The sequence below is a fragment of the Streptomyces olivochromogenes genome, assembly GCF_021538895.1.
GTDB classification, from domain to species: Bacteria; Actinomycetota; Actinomycetes; order Streptomycetales; family Streptomycetaceae; genus Streptomyces; species Streptomyces olivochromogenes_A.
The window spans coordinates 90,789-107,747 of record NZ_JADDRL010000006.1 but is presented as its reverse complement, the minus strand read 5'-3'; the positions used below and the strand labels follow the sequence as shown (position 1 = coordinate 107,747).

Sequence of the window (16,959 nt, the reverse complement as noted above, 5' to 3'; positions counted from 1 at the left end):
ACCATCCCCCCACGGAAGGAGAGCCGTGGCCTCCCCACGCCTGCTCCGCAGATGTCTGTTCGCCGCCCTGTCCGCCGCCCTCGTCGCGTCCGCCGCGATCGGGTCCGCGCAGGCGGACGCCTCCCCCGCCGTCGCCGCCGCCGTGACCTTCTCCGACAGCTTCGACGGGCCCGCCGGCTCGGCACCCGACGCCGCCAAGTGGCAGATCGAGACGGGCGACAACGTCAACAACCACGAGCGGCAGTACTACACGTCGGGCAACAAGAACGCGGCCCTGGACGGCCAGGGCCACCTGGTGATCACCGCCCGGCGCGAGAACCCGGCGGGCTACCAGTGCTGGTACGGCACCTGCCAGTACACCTCGGCCCGGCTGAACACCTCCGGGAAGTTCACCGCGCAGTACGGGCATGTCGAGGCGCGGATGAAGATCCCGCGCGGGCAGGGCATGTGGCCGGCGTTCTGGATGCTCGGCACGCCGGTCAACTGGCCGGACTCGGGCGAGATCGACGTCATGGAGAACGTCGGCTTCGAGCCCTCGACCGTGCACGGCACCATCCACGGGCCGGGCTACTCGGGCTCGGGCGGCATAGGCGCCGCCTACAGCCTGCCGAACGGTCAGGCCTTCGCCGACGCCTTCCACACCTTCGCCGTCGACTGGGCGCCCGACTCGATCACCTGGTCCGTGGACGGCACCGTCTACCAGCGGCGCACCCCCGCCGACCTGGGCGGCCGGACCTGGGTGTTCAACAAGCCGTTCTTCCTGATCCTGAACCTGGCCGTGGGCGGCTACTGGCCGGGCGACCCGGACGGCTCCACCGTCTTCCCGCAGCAACTGGTGGTGGACTCGGTCTCGGTGACGACGGGCGACTCGGCGGCCGGCGTCGCCATCAAGGGGCTGGCCGGCAAGTGCGTGGACGTGGCCGGCGCGAACTCCGCCAACGGCACCCCCGTCCAGCTCTACGACTGCAACGGCACCGGCGCCCAGCAGTGGACGGTCGGCTCGGACGGCACGATCCGGGCGCTCGGCAAGTGTCTGGACGTCACCGGGAACGGCACGGCGAACGGATCCACGGTCCAGCTGTGGGACTGCACCGGCGGCCCCAACCAGAAGTGGGCCGTCTCCGCGGCGCACGACATCGTCAACCCACAGGCGGACAAGTGCCTGGACGTCACCGGCAACAATCCGGCCAACGGCACCCGGCTGCAGATCTGGACCTGCACGGGCGGCGCCAATCAGAAGTGGACGGTCGGCTGAACCCGACCCTGTCTAGCGGGGCACCCAGGTGAACTTGTCGCCGCCGACCCAGCGGACCACGTCCGGATCGTCCAGGTCGTGGACGGTGATGCCGAAGGCGGCGGCGGTCTCCAGGACGTCGGTGACGGCCCTCGCCTCACCGACCACCTCACCGTCGATCTCGACGATGCGGAAGGGCGCGGTCCCGGGCCTGCCCGTCATCACCCCGTGCACCAGGATCCGCGGATTGGAGATGTGGGGGCTCGCTATTTCGGTCATGAATAGAGCGTAGAACGCAAATGGCCATATGGAGTGACGTGCGTCGCCGATCGGTCGGCGCCGGGGAACACTGCAGGTGGAGGTGGCGATGGATCCCGTCGAGGCACTGGACCGGATCGCCTTTCTGCTGGAGCGGTCCCTGGCGCCGACCTATCGCGTACGGGCCTTCCGCACCGCCGCGCAGGTGCTCGCGGCACTGCCCGCGGACCAGGTCGCCGAGCGCGCGGCGGCCGGAAACCTTCAGTCGCTCCGGGGCATCGGCCCGAAGACGGCCCAGGTGGTGCGCGAGGCCCTGGCCGGCGAGGTACCCGGCTACCTGCGGACCCTGGAGGAGGAGGCCGGGGCGCCGCTCGCCGAGGGCGGCGAGCGGCTGCGGGCGCTGCTGCGCGGGGACTGCCATCTGCACTCCGACTGGTCCGACGGCGGCAGCCCGATCGAGGAGATGGGCCGCAGCGCGGCGCGCCTCGGCCACGCGTGGGCGGCGCTGACCGACCATTCGCCCCGCCTGACGGTGGCCCGCGGCCTGTCTCCCGAGCGGCTGCGCGAGCAGCTGGACGTGGTGGCGGAGCTGAACACCACCTGGGCGCCGTTCCGGCTGCTCACCGGCATCGAGTGCGACATCCTGGACGACGGCTCGCTGGACCAGGAGCCGGAGCTGCTGGAGCGGCTCGACGTGGTCGTGGTGTCCGTGCACTCCAAGCTGCGGATGGACGCCCGCTCGATGACCCGCAGGATGGTGGCCGCCGTACGCGATCCGCACGCCGACATCCTCGGGCACTGCACCGGGCGGCTGGTCACCGGGCGCGGGCGGCCGGAGTCGGAGTTCGACGCGGACGCGGTGTTCGCGGCGTGCGCCGAGTCGGGCACGGCCGTGGAGATCAACAGCCGTCCGGAGCGGCTCGACCCGCCCCGGCGGCTGCTGCGCCGGGCCGTCGACGCGGGCGTGCTGTTCTCGATCGACACCGACGCGCACGCGCCGGGACAGCTGGACTGGCAGATCCACGGCTGCGCCCGCGCCGAGGAGTGCGGGGTGCCCGCCGAGCGCGTGGTGACCACGTGGCCCGTCGAGGAGTTGCTGGCCTGGACCCGGGAGGGCCGTACGCCGTCGCGCGTGGCGGGCGCGTGACAGCAGAAGGCCCCGACCGCGACGGGGGAATCACGGTCGGGGCTGCCGAGCGGTGGGCGCGGACGGCGGTCGCCTCTCGGCGAAATGCTCCACAGGGCTTCAGCCGAACGATCGTCCCTGTGGGCGAAAGGTGAGGCCCGGGGACACTGTCCCGTCCACACCCACGATCCGTTCAACGGGCAACCACCTCCGGCTGTTCCGGTCGCGCGTCCATCGCGGCGGTGATCCGCGTCACCCCGGTGTTCCGCTTGACTTCGAGCGCGCTCCAATTCGTAGCGTCTCGGCCATGAGCACTACGGCACAGCACAAGATCGGTTCCGGCTTCGACGCCCGGAGCACCGCCGACGACGTCCTGCGGGGCATCGACCTGACCGGGCGGCTCGCGATCGTCACCGGTGGCTATTCGGGCCTCGGTCTTGAGACCACCCGCGCGCTGGTCCGCGCGGGCGCCCGGGTGGTCGTCCCCGCGCGGCGCCCGGAGACCGCCCGGGAGGCACTGGCCGGCCTCGACGGCGTCGAGGTGGACGCGCTCGACCTCGGCGACCTGGAGAGCGTGCGCGGCTTCGCCGAGCGTTTCCTGGCCTCCGGCCGGACCGTCGACTTCGTGATCAACAACGCGGGGATCATGGCCTGCCCGGAGACCAGGGTCGGGCCCGGCTGGGAGGCGCAGTTCGCCACGAACCACCTCGGGCACTACGCCCTGGTCAACCGCCTGTGGCCGGCTATCGCGCCCGGCGGCGCCCGGGTCGTCTCCGTCTCCTCGCGCGGCCACCACTACTCGGGCATCCGGTGGGACGACGTCCAGTGGCGCGAGGGCTACGACAAGTGGCCGGCGTACGGGCAGGCGAAGACGGCGAACGTGCTGTTCGCCGTGCACCTCGACAAGCTGGGCCGGGACGCCGGTGTCCGCGCCTTCTCCCTGCACCCGGGCGGCATCCTCACCCCGCTGCAGCGGCACCTGTCCCGCGCGGAGATGGTCGAGGCCGGCTGGATCGACGAGAACGGCGACCTCGTGGACCCCGAGGCCTTCAAGACCCCGGAGCAGGGCGCGGCCACCCAGGTGTGGGCGGCCACCTCACCCCAACTGGAGGGTAAGGGCGGGGTGTATCTGGAAGACTGCGACATCGCCGAGCCCGCCCCCGCGGACGGGGCACGGGCGGGCGTGAAGGACTGGGCGACGGACCCGGAGCAGGCGGCCCGGCTCTGGGAACTCTCGGCGGAGCTGACCGGCGTGGACGCGTTCCGGGGCTAGCCCCGGTCGGGCGACTGTCCGGCGGACAGGAAGTCCCGCAGGTCGGCGGTGATTTCGGCGCCGTGGGTGGCGAACATGCCGTGGCCCGCGTTCTCGTACACCTTCAGGGTGCAGTCGGGCGCGAGCCGGGCCACGCGGGCGCCGGTCAGCTCCAGCGGCGCCGACGTGTCGTGCGTGCCGTGCAGCACCAGCACCGGCAGATCGAGCTTGGGCACCTCGGCGGTGACGTCCAGGGTGGTGACCAGGTCCATGAGCGCGCTCGTCGCGCGGGCGGTGGCGACCAGGCAGCGGCCGCTGAGGTAGTGGACGTAGGCGGGCGACACCTCGTTGCCGGGCAGGTGGAGCGCGAAGAACTCCCGGATCGCCTCGGGGTCGTTGAAGGACGCCGGCCGGTCCCGCAGCCAGGTCTCGTTGGCGGCGCGCATGGCCGCCGGGTCCCAGCCGTCCGGGTTGTCGGCGCAGCGGGCGAGGCCGGGGGCGACGCCGGCGACAAGGGCGACCCGGGCCACGCGCGCCGTGCCGTGCCGGGTCAGGCACCGGACGATCTCCGCGCAGCCCACCGAGTGCCCGACCAGGGTCACGCCGCCCAGGTCCAGGTGGTCGAGGAGTCCGTGCAGATCGTCGGCGAGGGTGTCGAGGTCGTAGCCGCCCCAGACGTCGTCGGAGCGGCCGTGCCCGCGCCGGTCGAGTCCGACGCAGCGGTAGCCCTCCCCCGCCAGCGGCGGCATCTGGTACTCCCACATCTCGGTGCCGAGGTACGAGCTGTTGACGAACACGGCGACGGGGCCGTCGGCCGGGCCGTAGTCGACGTAGTGCAGACGCGTGCCGTCGGCCGGGCTGTCGAAGTACGGCATGGGGGATCCTCCTGAATCCGCTGGGGAACGCCGAGTGGTACGTCCTTCGTGCTGCTGCGTCCTGACGTCCTCCATGCTTCCGGGGGCGGCGGCGGGCGTCGATTACCTGCCGGGTCATGGCACGTACCTGCCAGGCACGGCACCGGTGGCGGAGTGCCATCGTCACGGCCCGGTGGCGACGCATGCGAGGCGGTGGTGTGCTGGAACTGTCCCCTGGAGGGCCCATGCACCATCCTTGGCTCGCATCCCTCATCCGTCCGTCGTCGGCCGCGCCGCCCGGACCGACCGGGGGTCTGCTCCCGCGGCGCGGGCTCGCGCCGGCCTGGTCCCTGATCGCGCTGATCACGGTGATCGCCTGGGTGCTGACCGTCGGACAGGCCGAGGACATGGGCACCGGGCCGGGCACCATGGGGCTGGCGCTGCCGCTGTTTCTGCTGCTGTGGCTGACGATGACGGCCGGCATGATGCTGCCGTCGGCGACGCCGGTGGCCCTCACCTGGGCGCGGGCGATCGGCCGTTGCTGCGGCGACTGGGCGCGAACGGCGCGGACCCTGGTGTTCGTGTGCGGCTATCTGCTGGCCTGGACGGTGTTCGGGCTGCTCGCCTACGTCGGCCTGGCCCTCACCGGTTCCCTGCTGGACTACCGTCCGGACGCGGCCCGCTGGATCGCGTCCGCCGTCTATCTGCTCGCCGGCCTCTATCAGCTCGCCCCGCTCAAGACCCTCTGCCTGCGGCACTGCCGTGCCCCGATGCGCCACCTGATCCGCCGCGAACGCTCGCGCCCGCCGGTGCGCGACCTGCGGGTGGGTGTGCGCCACGGGACGTACTGCGTGGGCTGCTGCGCCGGTCTGATGGCGGTCCTGATCCCGCTGGGTGTGATGAACCTGGGCGCGATGGCCGGCCTGACGGTGGTGATCTTCCTGGAGAAACTGGCGCCGTGGGGTCCCCTGCTCGCCCGGGCCGTGGGCGTGCTGTTCCTCGTGCTCGCGGCGCTGGCGCCGTTCCACCCGGTGCTGCTGCCGGGACTGCAGAGCCCGATGCCGGCCATGACCGGCATGTGACCACCGCCGAGAGGAGCGCGAGGTGAGCAGCGCGATGGGAGGCGCCCGGGTCGTCGTCACGGGTGCCACCGGCCATGTGGGGACGAGCCTGCTGCGGCTGCTCTCCGAGGATCCGCGGACCGGGTCGGTGCTGGGGCTGGCCCGCCGGGTTCCCGAGGAGGCGCCGCCGAAGACCGAGTGGGCCTCGGTCAACCTGGCCTCGGAAGGGGTCGACCCGGCCCGGGAGTTCACGGGCGCGGCCGCCGTGGTGCATCTGGCCTGGGCGTTCCAGCCGACGCACGATCCGGCGGCGACCTGGCGGACCAACGTCCTCGGCAGCATCCGGGTGTTCGAGGCGGCGGCGCGGGCGCGCGTGCCCCTCCTGGTGCACGCGTCGTCGGTCGGCGCATACTCGCCGGGGCCGAAGGATCACGCGGTGGACGAGTCGTGGCCGACGCACGGCTGGCCGGACGCCGCGTACTGCCGGGAGAAGGCCTATCTGGAGCGGGCCCTCGACAGCTTCGAGCGCGATCACCCCGCGATGCGGGTGGTGCGCATGCGTCCGGCCTTCCTCTTCAAACGGGAGTCGGCGAGCGAACAGCGCCGTATCTTCGGCGGCCGCTTCCTGCCGGGCACGCTGACCCGCCCCGAGCTGCTGCCCTTCCTGCCGGACATCCCCGGTCTACGGGTCCAGGCGCTGCACACCGACGACGCGGCCAAGGCGTACTTCCTCGCCCTGCACGCGCCGGTGCGCGGGGCCTTCAACCTGGCGGCCGAACCGCCGGTCGACGCCGAGCTGCTGGGCGAGATGCTGGGCAGCCGCCCGGTGCGGCTGCCGCGCACGGCGGCGCGCTCGGCGATCGCGGCCGCCTGGGGACTCCATCTGCTGCCCGCCTCACCGCACCTGTTCGACGCGGTCCTGCGCCTGCCCCTGATGAACTGCACCCGCGCCCACACGGAACTGGGCTGGTGGCCGGAGCACCTCGCGCCGGACGTGCTGCGGGAGTTCCTGGGCGGAACGCACGAGGAGGCGGGAGCGGAGACGGTCACCCTGCGCGGGCACAGGGTGGGCTGAGAACACGGGTCGCCGGGCCGGCTGGCACGGACGGTCGGGCGGTCGGGGCGTCAGGCGGAGGGTTCGTCCGGCACCGGATGCTCCGGGTGCACCGCCCCCGAGTGCGGTGCGCCCCGCCGCCCCGTCCCCGCCTCGTCGGTGTCCGGGACGTCGTCATCGCCGACGCTCGCGGCGTCCGGGGAGACCTCCCACGGGTCCTCGCCGGCGTCGGCCTGCTGGTCCGGCAGGTCCCGCGGTACGGGCCCACCGTCCTCGGCGGACTCGTGCCCGCGCTGATCGGCCACGGTGTACTCCCCTCGCGTCGGTTCGAGGGCGACGAGTACCTCGGGAAGGGGACACCGAAACGGCATTCCCTACTGGTACGGCGCGCGTTCCTCAAGCGCCGTCCGCCAGGCCGGGAGCCGGTCCTCGGCCGTCGGCTCGGCGCGACGGCCGCCGCGGGCGAAGAAGTCCGCGAGGGGCAGGATCGCGGCGCCGACGGTGACCGCGTCGGGACCGAGCCTGCCGAGGTCGATGGTGACCTTCTCGGCGGGATGGCGCAGCGCGTACGAGGTCGCGTGGCGGCGTACGGCGGGCAGGAAGCGGGCGCCGAGCTGGAGTCCGGCCCAGCCGCCGATCAGGATCCGCTCGGGCTGGAAGAGGTTGATCAGGTCGGAGAGGCCGGCGCCGAGGTATTCGGCGGTCTCCTCCAGGACCGACAGCGCGACCGGGTCGGCGGCGGTGCCCCCGGCCGGGTAGGCGGCGGCCAGCATCGCGGTGAGCGCGGTCTCCTCGTCCGTGCCCTGAGGCGGGCGCCCGCCCTCCTCGGCCCAGCGGGCGAGCAGGGACTCCGCGCCCGCGTAGGCCTCCAGACAGCCGAGCGCGCCGCAGCGGCAGCGCCGCCCCCGGACCCGTACCGTCAGATGGCCCCACTCGACGGCGCGCCCGTGCTCCACCTCCGGGGTGACGAGACAGGCGCCGACGCCGGAGCCGAAGAGCACCACGACCGCGTTGCGGGCGCCGCGGCCCGCGCCGAACCACATCTCCGCCTGGCCCAGCGTCTTGGCACCGTTGTCGATGAAGTACGGGACGGAGTCGGGCAGTTGGGAGCCGGAGCGGAGCAGGGCCTCCAGCGGCACGGCGTCCCAGCCGATCGTCTGCCCGTGCACCACGGCACCCCGGTCCTCGGCGTGCTCGACGATGCCGGGGACGCCGACCCCGACGCCGAGCAGCCGCCCGGGGTCGGTCCCGGCGGCCGCGAGGACCTCGGCGATACCGTCCCGGATGTGGCCGACGATGACCTCGACGTCGTACCCCTGCTGGGTCAGGGGGTGTTCGGCGCGGGCCAGCTCGGTGAGGGTGAGGTCGAACAGCTCGACGCGGACCCGGGTCTCGCCGACATCGACGCCGATCATGTGCCCGCTGTGCGGGGCGACCCGCAGCAGCGTGCGCGGGCGGCCGCCGTCGGAGTCGACGCTGCCGGCCTCCTCGACCAGTCCGTCGGCGATCAGGTCCGCGACGACGTTGCTGACCGAGCCGGAGCTCAGGCCGGTCGCCGGGCCGAGTTCGAAGCGGCTGAGCGGCCCGTCGAAGTACAGCCTCTGCAGCACGGCCGTGCGGTTTCCTCGCCTGAGGTCGCGTACCGTGCGCCCGTTCCGCCCCGCCATGTGGCTCCCTTCGAACCCTGCCCGACCTGCAACATACCTCCGCGGACGGGCTTGGCGCGACATTCCTCCAACCCTTAGTTCACGTTATGAGCTAAGCGACGGCGGCCCGCACGGCCCCGCGGGGCACCCGGAAAACAGGTGGAGCGCTTCCCTGAGGCTCTCTACGCTGGACAAAAAGCCAGTAGGCAATTAGCTAGCCCCCCTAGGTTTTTCGACTCCCGGAAAGACGTGACACCCCATGAGACCACTCACCGAGCCGGCCGTCCGCGACTCGTTCGTCAACTGTTCCAAGGGTGAGGCCAAGCGCCTGGCGGTCCCCCGCGACCTCGCCGAACGCCCGTGGGACGACCTGGACTTCCTCGGCTGGCGAGATCCCGGCGCTCCTGACCGAAGCTATCTGGTCACCGAGCGGGAGGGCCGGCCGGTCGGTGTGTCGCTGCGCTTCCCGTCCTCCCAGCGGGGCTTTCTGCACCGCAGCATGTGCTCGGTGTGCCTGACGACCCACCCCGGCGGCGGCGTCTCGCTGATGACCGCCCGCAAGGCCGGCGCGGCCGGCCGCGAGGGCAACTCGGTCGGCCTGTACATGTGTACCGACCTGGCCTGCTCCCTCTATGTACGAGGCAGGAAGGTGCCCCAGTCCGGCATGCGCTTCGAGGAGAGCCTCACGACCGAGGAGCAGATAGCCCGGACGGCGGGCAATCTGGCCGCGTTCCTGGACAAGCTGTACGTCTGACGGCACCGGCGTGTCCGAAAGGCATCCCTCTTGCGGACACAGCCCGTCCTCAATGAAGGTACGTTCGACCCGTCCGAGGAATGGGAACAGGCCAAGGGATGCCAGACGTACGAAAGTGGGCCACGGTGCCCGCGCGGTTCCTGAAGCGCTATCGAGACCCGATCGTCGTCCAGACGCTGCGGTCGGCCACCGCGGCGACGATCGCCTACGTCCTCGCGCTGCGCCTGAGTCCGGAACCCGCGCCGCTGACCGCGCCCCTGACCGCCCTGCTGGTCGTCCAGGTCACGCTGTACGCGACGCTCACCAACGGCATCCGCCGGGTGAACTCGGTGGTGGCCGGGGTCCTGGTCGCCATCGCGTTCAGCCTGCTGGTGGGGCTGACCTGGTGGAGCCTCGCGCTGCTGATCGTGGCCTCGCTGGCCGTGGGGCACCTGGTGCGCGTCGACGAGTACGTACCCGAGGTGGCCATCAGCGCCATGCTGGTGCTCGGGGTCACCACGGTCGGCAACACGGCCTGGGCCCGGGTGGTGGAGACGCTGATCGGCGCGGTGGTCGGCCTGGCCTGCAACGTGCTGCTGCCTCCCCCGGTGTGGGTGGACGAGGCCGGTGAGTCGATCGAGGGGCTGGCCCGCCGGGTACGGCAGTTGATGCTGCGCATGGGTGAGGAGGCCGCGGGCCGCATCCCGTGGCAGCAGGCGGCGGCGCGGCTGCACGAGGCGCGCCGGCTCGACCACGACATCGTCGAGGTGGACGCGGCCCTGCGGCAGGCCGAGGACAGCCTGCGGCTCAACCCGCGCGTGAAGGAGGGCCTGCTGCACCGGGTGGTGCTGCGGACCGGGCTGGACACGCTGGAGATCTGCACGGTCGTCCTGCGGGTGCTGGCCCGCTCCTTCACCGACCTGGCCAAGGCCCGCGACCCCGACCCGCTCTTCCCGCCGGAGGCGGGCGCCGTCGTCGAGGAGTTGCTGTCCCAGATCGCCGACGCCGTGGTCAGCTTCGCGGTGCTGGTGACCACCGACCTCAGCCTCAGCGCCGAGTCCGCCGAGGCCCGGCTCACCGCCGAGCTGCACACGGCCGCCGGCACCCGCGACAAGCTGGCGCTGGTGCTGCGCGACGAGGTCGAGCGCGACGCCCGGCACTGGCAGCTGTACGGCGCCGTCGTCACCGAGGTGAACCGGATCCTCGACGAGCTCGACACCGAACACCGCTCGCGTCGCCTGCTGGAGGAACTGGACCGGGTCTCGGGCGAGCAGCGCGCCAAGCTGCCGCGCCTGAGCCGGCTGCGCGAGCGTCTCGGCGTACCGGAACGGCTGCGCCGGAACCGCCCCGGTACCGACGGGCGTTCTCTGTGAGGGGGGACCGGTAGGCACGGCCCCGGGACGGAAGGGAGCGGGCGGATGACCGACACGGCCGTACGGATCGACGGGAACACGCTGCGACTGCCGGGCGGGGTGGTGGTGCGGTTCGTGCGCACGCTGCGGCTGCCCGAGACGGGCACGCACGCGCTGCCGCCGGGTCTGGGCGAGTTCCCGGTCCGGCGGGTGGCGGACTACCCGGACACCGTCCCCGACGAGTGGCGGGCGCGCGGCGGCGTGCTGCTGCCGGTGTATCTGCGCGAGGCGATGTGGCTGAGCTTCGCGGGCACCACGGAACCGGCCGCCCTACAGGTCGGGGTGGGCAAGGTGTGCGCGGTCTCCGGCAAGCGCTGGACCGGCCGGCTGTCCCACAAGCCGCAGAACTACGTCGTACTGCCCCGGCAGCCCTGGCTCGACGGCATCAACTCGGGCAAGGGCACGGTCCGCCAGTTCGTGGCCGTGCCGCTGGGGCTGGGCGCCACGGTGGAGGGGCAGGTCACGGGCGAGGAGGTGTGGGGCGGCGTACAGCTCCAGTCGTTCCCGCTGCGCGACGAGCCGCTGGCCGCCTGGCGCCGGGAGCAGGAGGCCCAGCGGGAGCGGACGCGGTCGGCCGGGGGGTTCGGGGCCGCGCTCCCGGCCATGGCCCCGGCGGCGGCGCCCATGGCTCCGGGAGCGGCCCCGATGCCCGCGGCCCCGGCGCGGCGGGCGATGTCCGCGGCGATGGGGCTCGGCGTCGGCGGTTCGATGCGCCAGGAGGTCTACCGCGACGACCGGCGGCTGAAGGACTGGGCCGAGGAGCCGGCCGGGCGGGTGTTCGTGCACCTGGTGACGCCTCCGGAGTGGCGGCGCATCACGGGCGAGGAGCCGCCGCCGTCGCCGGTGGACCGGGCGGCGTACACCCGGGCGGGTCTGCCCTGGTACGACTACTACGACCAGGACGCCGAGGACCTGGCCCCCACCGACACCCTCGGGGCGGTCAAGCCGGTCGGCGACTGGCTCGGGGACGACCTGGAACCCTGGCAGGAACCCTCTCCCGGGCAGGTGAAGCCGCTGAAGGACGCCCCGGGCAAGCCGGTCGAGGACGGTGACTGGTAGACCCGGCCGGCCCGCGCCCCGCCGATTGCGCTCTGCGCAACGCTCATTGCCGTTCTTGCCTCCATCGGTGGGTCCACGTCATGGTGGCTGTCACGAACCGAGGCAGCCGACGACCTGAGGTGCGGGCATGGACAGTGGTACGGACGCGGGGCGCGGCGGTGTGAGCAGGCGCCGCTTCGTCGGAGCCCTGGCCGGAACCGTCGCCCTGCTGACGGTGCCGGCCCCGGCGGCGCCGCTCGGCGAACCGGAACCACCGGCCGGGCGTCGGCGCGAGCCCCGGCCCGAGGCGGCCGCGAAGACCCAGGCCCCGACCGGGGCCTCCCGTCCCCGCCCTCTCTACCTGGGCACGTACACCTCCGCCGAGGGCGGTGGCACCGGCATCGGCCTGGCCACGTACGACCCGGCGACGGGCCGGATCACCGGCGCGGGAACGCTCAAGGGCGTGGCCGACCCGTCGTATCTCGCCGTGCATCCGGACGGCCGCACGCTGTACGCGGTGGACGAGCGCGCGGACGGCGGGGTGACCGCCGTCCGCCTGGCCGACCGGCGGATCCTCGGCACCCGGAGCACCGGCGGCGCCGGCCCCTGCCATCTGTCGGTCCATCCCACCGGGCGCTGGCTGCTCAGCGCCAACTACGGGTCCGGCAGCGTGGCCGTGCACCCGATCGACGCCGCGGGCGCCCTCGGGGAGCGCACGGACCTGGTCACGCACTCCAGTCCGCCGCCCGGTCCGGGCCAACAGGGCCCGCACGCACATCAGTTCGTCACCGGCCCGGACGCCGGTCACGTCCTCGCCGTCGACCTGGGCACCGACACCGTCTACACCTACCGCCTCGACCCGGCGAAGGGCACGCTCGCCGAGGTCGCCCGGGCCGCGACCCGGCCGGGGGCGGGACCGCGGCACCTCACCTTCCACCCGGGCGGCCGGTACGCCTACCTGGCCAACGAGGTCGACAACACGGTCGCGGTCTGCGCCTACGCCCCGTCGACGGGCCGGCTGACGGTGGGCGAGCCGCAGTCCACGGGCACCGGCTCGGGCACCAGTTACCCGGCCCAGATCCTGGTGACCGCGAACGGCTCGTACGCCTATCTCGCCAACCGCGGCCACAACAGCCTCACGCGCTACGCCGTCGAGGCGGACGGCGCCCGGCTGCGGCTGCTCGACACCGTGCCGGTGGCCGGGGACTTCCCGCGGCAGATCGCCTTCTCGCCCGACGGGCGGCTGCTGTTCGCGGCGAACCAGCGTTCCGGCACGGTCAGCGTCTTCCAGGTGGACGCCGGCACCGGTGAACTGCGGCTCGCGGGCAAGCCGTTCGCCTCACCGGTCGCCGTCTGCGCGCTGCCGCTGTAGCGCCCGGGGGCAGCCGGCGGCGCTCGCCTGGGTCAGCAGGACGTGCATGCGCTCGGTGAGCTGCGCGACGGTGTCGGCCGGCGTGTGGAAGGGCAGGCGTACGTCGCCGTGGGCACGGGCGCGCTCGATGCGCAGCGTCAGTCCGTGCCGGTCCACCGCCAGGGGCTGGACGCGGGTCACCGCGTGCAGGCTGTCGGGGTCGACCAGGCGGGTGAGGCGCTCGACGGCGTCCGGGTGGGCGTCGGCGAGGTGGGTCAGCAGCCCGGCCTCGGCCAGGGCCAGCGGGTCGGATGCGGCGGCGGTGAACTCGTCGCGGTCGACGAGCTCGGCGCCGGAGGGCTGACGCAGCACGACACGGGTGGCCCGGAAGGCGAGCAGGCCGTCCTCGACGGCGAACCAGCCGGCGATCCAGAGCCGGGCGCGGATCCGCTGCCGCACGGGAACGGGCGCGACGTCGGCGAACTCCAGCACGGCGCACGGCTCCCCGCGTGGCGCGCAGATCGCCGCCGCGAGCAACGCGCTGTCCTCGGGCACGCGCAGCAGCACCCGGCCGTCGTCGGTCACGGTGTGCGCGCCGACGAACTCCTCCCGCCCGCCGTCCGCGGTCACCGTGCACGACCACGCGGCGGCGAGCACGGACCGCGCGCGCTCCGCGACCCCGGGCACGGCAGCCCAGTCCTGGCTGTCACCCATCCCGAACCTCCTTAGGTAAGCCTCACCTAACCTATCGAAGATCGGGGTGCGCGCCAACCACGGGGCGGGTCGCGCGTCAGGGGCGGGGTGAGCGTGCCGCTCAGGAGATCACTCCCAGCAGGGCCCGCGCGCACAGATCCCGGACCTGCTCCAGCGTCAGGTCCGAGTCGCGCAGCCACTCCAGGCACACGGCGGTGGTGAAGGCCAGCCAGCCCCGGACCGCGAGTCGTACCTCGGGGCGGCTCTCCAGCGCGGGGCCGAACTCCGGGTCCGCGGCCAGGGCGGCCAGGATCTGCTGCTCCTGGGTGGCCAGGGCGCGCTGGTAGACGCGGCGCACGACCTGGTCGCCCGCCGCGTCGGCGCGGTGGAAGGCGCGATAGCCGTGGGCGTGGGCGCGGACGTGCGCCAGATAGGTGTCGAGGCCGGCGGCGAGCTGCTCGCGGACCGGTACGCCGGGCACGGCCGCCGTCATCCGGAGCATCCGCTCGCTCTCCTGCTCGACGACCGCCGCGAAGAAGTCCCGTTTCGTCGGGAAGTAGTGGTACAGCAGCCCTCGGGAGACTCCGGCGATCTCGGCCACCTGCTCGATCCACACGTCGTCGTACGGACTCTCCGAGAACAGCTTGGCCCCGACCGACAGAAGCTGCTCCCGGCGCTCCTGCGTACTGAGTCTGCGGCGGGTGCGCTCGCCCGGTTTCGCGGCCATGTCGGCACTTTACTTGACGCCGGTTCAACAACGGGACCAGACTGAGCGCGTTATTGAACCCACGTACAACACGCTCAGACCTGCCGGTGCATCAAGGGAGATCGCGTCATGGCGGAGACGTCGACGGAGACCACGGGGGCCGGCGGCGACGAGCTGCCCAGGGGCTTCCGCAGCGCCGAGCGGGGCTGGCCCGAACTGCACCGCATCCCGCATCCGCCGCACCGGATCCCCCTGCTCGGCGACGTGCTGGGCGTCGACCGGCGCACGCCCGTGCAGGACTCGCTGCGCTTCGCCCGCATGCTCGGCCCCGTCTTCCGGCGCAAGGCGTTCGGGAACGAGTTCGTGTTCGTGTGGGGCGCCCGGCTCGCGGCCGACCTGGCCGACGAGTCCCGGTTCGCCAAGCACGTCGGTCTCGGGATCGCCAACCTCCGCCCGGTCGCCGGGGACGGGCTGTTCACGGCGTACAACCACGAGCCCAACTGGCAGCTGGCGCACGACGTCCTGGCCCCGGCCTTCAGCCGCGACGCCATGGCCGGCTACCACCCGATGATGCTGGCCGTGGCCGGGCGGCTGACCGATCACTGGGACCGGCAGCTGGCGGCCGGGCGTGCCGTGGACGTGCCGGGCGACATGACCAAGCTGACCCTGGAGACGATCGCCCGTACCGGGTTCGGGCACGACTTCGGGTCGTTCGAGCGGGATCGGCTGCATCCCTTCGTGACCGCGATGGTGGGCACCCTCACCTACGCGCAGCGCCTCAACACCGTGCCCGCGCCGCTGGCCCCGCTGCTGCTGCGCCGGGCCTCGCGGCGCAACGACGCCGACATCGCCCACCTCAACCGCACGGTCGACGACCTCGTGCGCGCCCGGCGCCACTTTGGCGGCGGGGAGGGGGACCTGCTCGACCGGATGCTGGAGACGGCCCATCCCGAGACCGGGGAGCGGCTGTCGCCGGAGAACGTCCGGCGCCAGGTGATCACCTTCCTGGTCGCCGGACACGAGACCACCTCCGGCGCGCTGTCCTTCGCGCTGCACTATCTGTCCCAGCACCCGGAGACGGCGGCGCGGGCCCGCGCGGAGGTGGACCGGGTCTGGGGCGACACACCGGAGCCGGACTACGACCAGGTCGCCAAACTGCGCTATGTGCGCCGGGTGCTGGACGAGTCGCTGCGGCTGTGGCCGACCGCGCCCGCCTTCGCCCGCGAGGCACGGCAGGACACGGTGCTGGCCGGGGAACACCCGATGCGGCGTGGCGCGTGGACGCTGGTGCTGACGCCGATGCTGCACCGCGACCCCGAGGTGTGGGGCGCGGACGCCGAGCGGTTCGATCCGGACCGGTTCGACGCCAAGGCCGTACGAGGGCGCGCCCCGCACACCTTCAAGCCGTTCGGTACGGGGGCCAGGGCCTGCATCGGCCGGCAGTTCGCGCTGCACGAGGCGACGCTGGTGCTGGGTCTGCTGCTGCGGCGCTACGAGCTGCGGGCCGATCCCGGTTACCGGTTGCGGGTGACCGAGCGGCTGACGCTGATGCCGGAGGGGCTGCGTCTGCACCTGGACCGGCGGACCGCGCCGACGCCGGCTGCAGCCGCCGACTCCGGCGCTCCGGTCACCGTGCCGGACGCCCCCGCCTCAGCGCCGCGCTGCCCAGTGCACGGGGCGGGTGACTGAGTCCGGCAGCCGGGTGCCGTCGCTGCCCCGGGCCGCGGCGAGCTGCGGCTGGGTCAGGAAGAACGCGCCGGTCAGGTCCGCGTCGGTGAGGTCGGCGTCGCGCAGGTCGGCGCCGATCAGATCCGCGCCGCGCAGATCCGCCCCGGTCAGGTCGGCCGCGATGAGATAGGCGCCGCGCAGGCTGACACCCCGCAGGTCGGCACCCCGGAGGCGGGCGCCCATGAGATCGGCGCCGCGGCGGTCCTTCCTCTTCCCCCGCACCCCGGCCCGCGCCAGCTCGCTGGTGCGCAGCAGAAGGACGTTGACCTCCTGACGGTGGGCGGCCACGTCCAGCGCGGCCAGTTCCTGCGGGGTCTGCCGGGTGAGCCGTTCCGTCTTCTCCGCCGCGGCGCGCAGGTCTGCGTGGACCGGGCGGGCGGCGGGCAGGCCGAGCGACTCGGTGAGGTACCAGAGCAGTTCGTGGAGCTGTCGTACCACCGGGAACACCTCGAACACGCGCCGCGCGTGCTCCGCGGAGCCGGTGCGCCAGTCCCGCCCCTCGAAGATGACCTGGGAGACCTTCTGCCCGGCGCCGAAGCAGTCGTAGACCGTGCAGCCGGTGAACCCTTTCTGCCGTAGCTCGGCGTGGATGCCGCAGCGGTGGTCGCCCTGGAGGTTGGGGCAGGGCTTTCCGGCGGGCTTGTCGAGCGCGAAGTCGGCAGAGGCGGCGAAGGGCAGGGCGACGCAGCACAGCCCGAAGCAGTTCGCGCAGTCACCCCGCAGTTCCGGCCGGCCGGCTATCTGATCTGGCATGCCGTCCAGCCTACTGACCTGCGGAACCCTCTCGACTTCCCGTGCGACCTCAACGGGGAC

Annotated in this window: 17 protein-coding genes; 10 read left to right on the top strand and 7 right to left on the bottom strand. The window is 73.1% G+C overall.

The window, feature by feature from the left end; translation table 11 throughout:
• Positions 1–25: 25 nt before the first annotated feature.
• Entirely contained in the window at positions 26–1,255 is a 1,230-nt protein-coding gene (locus IPZ69_RS04815; protein ID WP_235452466.1) for a ricin-type beta-trefoil lectin domain protein, read from the top strand.
• A gap of 12 nt (positions 1,256–1,267) precedes the next feature.
• Here the strand turns inward: IPZ69_RS04815 and IPZ69_RS04810 are convergent, their stop codons facing one another.
• Positions 1,268–1,513, bottom strand: a complete 246-nt coding sequence (locus IPZ69_RS04810; protein ID WP_235452465.1) for a hypothetical protein — start codon at positions 1,511–1,513, stop codon at positions 1,268–1,270.
• Between the two features lie 88 nt (positions 1,514–1,601).
• Between IPZ69_RS04810 and IPZ69_RS04805 the strand changes: the two genes are divergently transcribed.
• A complete protein-coding gene (locus tag IPZ69_RS04805) occupies positions 1,602–2,639 on the top strand; it encodes a PHP domain-containing protein (protein WP_235452464.1) in 1,038 nt (345 codons plus the stop codon).
• 286 nt (positions 2,640–2,925) lie between these two features.
• Positions 2,926–3,891, top strand: coding sequence for an SDR family NAD(P)-dependent oxidoreductase (locus IPZ69_RS04800; RefSeq protein ID WP_235452462.1), 966 nt, complete (start codon positions 2,926–2,928; stop codon positions 3,889–3,891).
• Here IPZ69_RS04800 and IPZ69_RS04795 read toward each other — a convergent pair.
• Positions 3,888–4,745 carry an alpha/beta fold hydrolase gene (locus tag IPZ69_RS04795; RefSeq protein WP_235452459.1) on the bottom strand — a complete coding sequence of 286 codons (858 nt, stop codon included), beginning with the start codon at positions 4,743–4,745 and terminating at the stop codon, positions 3,888–3,890. The genes IPZ69_RS04800 and IPZ69_RS04795 overlap by 4 nt on opposite strands.
• Positions 4,746–4,969: 224 nt before the next feature.
• Here IPZ69_RS04795 and IPZ69_RS04790 point away from each other — a divergent pair, with 224 nt between their 5' ends.
• Both IPZ69_RS04790 and IPZ69_RS04785 read left to right on the top strand, forming a co-directional pair.
• Complete coding sequence (locus tag IPZ69_RS04790; RefSeq protein ID WP_235452457.1) at positions 4,970–5,806, top strand: DUF2182 domain-containing protein; 837 nt, start codon at positions 4,970–4,972, stop codon at positions 5,804–5,806.
• Positions 5,807–5,840: 34 nt separating this feature from the next.
• Positions 5,841–6,860 carry an SDR family oxidoreductase gene (locus IPZ69_RS04785; protein WP_235452560.1) on the top strand — a complete coding sequence of 340 codons (1,020 nt, stop codon included), beginning with the start codon at positions 5,841–5,843 and terminating at the stop codon, positions 6,858–6,860.
• 50 nt (positions 6,861–6,910) lie between these two features.
• Here IPZ69_RS04785 and IPZ69_RS04780 read toward each other — a convergent pair whose 3' ends face one another.
• Together IPZ69_RS04780 and IPZ69_RS04775 are read right to left on the bottom strand one after the other, a co-directional pair.
• Complete coding sequence (locus IPZ69_RS04780; RefSeq protein WP_235452454.1) at positions 6,911–7,144, bottom strand: hypothetical protein; 234 nt, start codon at positions 7,142–7,144, stop codon at positions 6,911–6,913.
• 69 nt (positions 7,145–7,213) lie between these two features.
• Complete coding sequence (locus IPZ69_RS04775; RefSeq protein WP_235452452.1) at positions 7,214–8,506, bottom strand: ROK family transcriptional regulator; 1,293 nt, start codon at positions 8,504–8,506, stop codon at positions 7,214–7,216.
• Between the two features lie 238 nt (positions 8,507–8,744).
• Here IPZ69_RS04775 and IPZ69_RS04770 point away from each other — a divergent pair, with 238 nt between their 5' ends.
• The 4 genes from IPZ69_RS04770 (at position 8,745) to IPZ69_RS04755 (ending at position 13,040) form a co-directional block, all read left to right on the top strand.
• Positions 8,745–9,239 carry an FBP domain-containing protein gene (locus IPZ69_RS04770; protein ID WP_235452449.1) on the top strand — a complete coding sequence of 165 codons (495 nt, stop codon included), beginning with the start codon at positions 8,745–8,747 and terminating at the stop codon, positions 9,237–9,239.
• Between the two features lie 98 nt (positions 9,240–9,337).
• Positions 9,338–10,591 (top strand): FUSC family protein, encoded by a 1,254-nt coding sequence (locus IPZ69_RS04765; RefSeq protein ID WP_235452447.1) that lies wholly within the window; start codon positions 9,338–9,340, stop codon positions 10,589–10,591.
• A gap of 45 nt (positions 10,592–10,636) precedes the next feature.
• Entirely contained in the window at positions 10,637–11,689 is a 1,053-nt protein-coding gene (locus IPZ69_RS04760) for a hypothetical protein (RefSeq protein ID WP_235452443.1), read from the top strand.
• A gap of 127 nt (positions 11,690–11,816) precedes the next feature.
• Positions 11,817–13,040 carry a lactonase family protein gene (locus IPZ69_RS04755; protein WP_235452441.1) on the top strand — a complete coding sequence of 408 codons (1,224 nt, stop codon included), beginning with the start codon at positions 11,817–11,819 and terminating at the stop codon, positions 13,038–13,040.
• Here the strand turns inward: IPZ69_RS04755 and IPZ69_RS04750 are convergent.
• Complete coding sequence (locus IPZ69_RS04750) at positions 13,008–13,733, bottom strand: DUF2470 domain-containing protein (RefSeq protein ID WP_235452439.1); 726 nt, start codon at positions 13,731–13,733, stop codon at positions 13,008–13,010. The genes IPZ69_RS04755 and IPZ69_RS04750 overlap by 33 nt on opposite strands.
• Positions 13,734–13,833: 100 nt before the next feature.
• The gene (locus IPZ69_RS04745) at positions 13,834–14,439 is read right to left on the bottom strand and encodes a TetR/AcrR family transcriptional regulator (protein ID WP_235452438.1); all 606 of its coding nucleotides are present in this window, start codon (positions 14,437–14,439) and stop codon (positions 13,834–13,836) included.
• A gap of 108 nt (positions 14,440–14,547) precedes the next feature.
• Between IPZ69_RS04745 and IPZ69_RS04740 the strand changes: the two genes are divergently transcribed.
• The gene (locus IPZ69_RS04740; RefSeq protein WP_235452435.1) at positions 14,548–16,107 is read left to right on the top strand and encodes a cytochrome P450; all 1,560 of its coding nucleotides are present in this window, start codon (positions 14,548–14,550) and stop codon (positions 16,105–16,107) included.
• Here IPZ69_RS04740 and IPZ69_RS04735 read toward each other — a convergent pair.
• Complete coding sequence (locus IPZ69_RS04735; protein ID WP_235452432.1) at positions 16,069–16,899, bottom strand: pentapeptide repeat-containing protein; 831 nt, start codon at positions 16,897–16,899, stop codon at positions 16,069–16,071. The genes IPZ69_RS04740 and IPZ69_RS04735 overlap by 39 nt on opposite strands.
• Between the last annotated feature and the right edge of the window lie 60 nt (positions 16,900–16,959).

Excerpts from the sequence above, each read along its gene's own strand:
- IPZ69_RS04755 (WP_235452441.1), top strand. The coding sequence starts at position 11,817 with ATGGACAGTGGTACGGACGCGGGGCGCGGCGGTGTGAGCAGGCGCCGC.
- IPZ69_RS04795 (WP_235452459.1), bottom strand. The coding sequence starts at position 4,745 with ATGCCGTACTTCGACAGCCCGGCCGACGGCACGCGTCTGCACTACGTC.
- IPZ69_RS04740 (WP_235452435.1), top strand. The coding sequence starts at position 14,548 with ATGGCGGAGACGTCGACGGAGACCACGGGGGCCGGCGGCGACGAGCTG.
- IPZ69_RS04805 (WP_235452464.1), top strand. The coding sequence starts at position 1,602 with ATGGATCCCGTCGAGGCACTGGACCGGATCGCCTTTCTGCTGGAGCGG.
- IPZ69_RS04800 (WP_235452462.1), top strand. The coding sequence starts at position 2,926 with ATGAGCACTACGGCACAGCACAAGATCGGTTCCGGCTTCGACGCCCGG.
- IPZ69_RS04760 (WP_235452443.1), top strand. The coding sequence starts at position 10,637 with ATGACCGACACGGCCGTACGGATCGACGGGAACACGCTGCGACTGCCG.
- IPZ69_RS04750 (WP_235452439.1), bottom strand. The coding sequence starts at position 13,733 with ATGGGTGACAGCCAGGACTGGGCTGCCGTGCCCGGGGTCGCGGAGCGC.
- IPZ69_RS04770 (WP_235452449.1), top strand. The coding sequence starts at position 8,745 with ATGAGACCACTCACCGAGCCGGCCGTCCGCGACTCGTTCGTCAACTGT.
- IPZ69_RS04765 (WP_235452447.1), top strand. The coding sequence starts at position 9,338 with ATGCCAGACGTACGAAAGTGGGCCACGGTGCCCGCGCGGTTCCTGAAG.
- IPZ69_RS04745 (WP_235452438.1), bottom strand. The coding sequence starts at position 14,439 with ATGGCCGCGAAACCGGGCGAGCGCACCCGCCGCAGACTCAGTACGCAG.
- IPZ69_RS04735 (WP_235452432.1), bottom strand. The coding sequence starts at position 16,899 with ATGCCAGATCAGATAGCCGGCCGGCCGGAACTGCGGGGTGACTGCGCG.
- IPZ69_RS04790 (WP_235452457.1), top strand. The coding sequence starts at position 4,970 with ATGCACCATCCTTGGCTCGCATCCCTCATCCGTCCGTCGTCGGCCGCG.
- IPZ69_RS04810 (WP_235452465.1), bottom strand. The coding sequence starts at position 1,513 with ATGACCGAAATAGCGAGCCCCCACATCTCCAATCCGCGGATCCTGGTG.
- IPZ69_RS04785 (WP_235452560.1), top strand. The coding sequence starts at position 5,841 with ATGGGAGGCGCCCGGGTCGTCGTCACGGGTGCCACCGGCCATGTGGGG.
- IPZ69_RS04775 (WP_235452452.1), bottom strand. The coding sequence starts at position 8,506 with ATGGCGGGGCGGAACGGGCGCACGGTACGCGACCTCAGGCGAGGAAAC.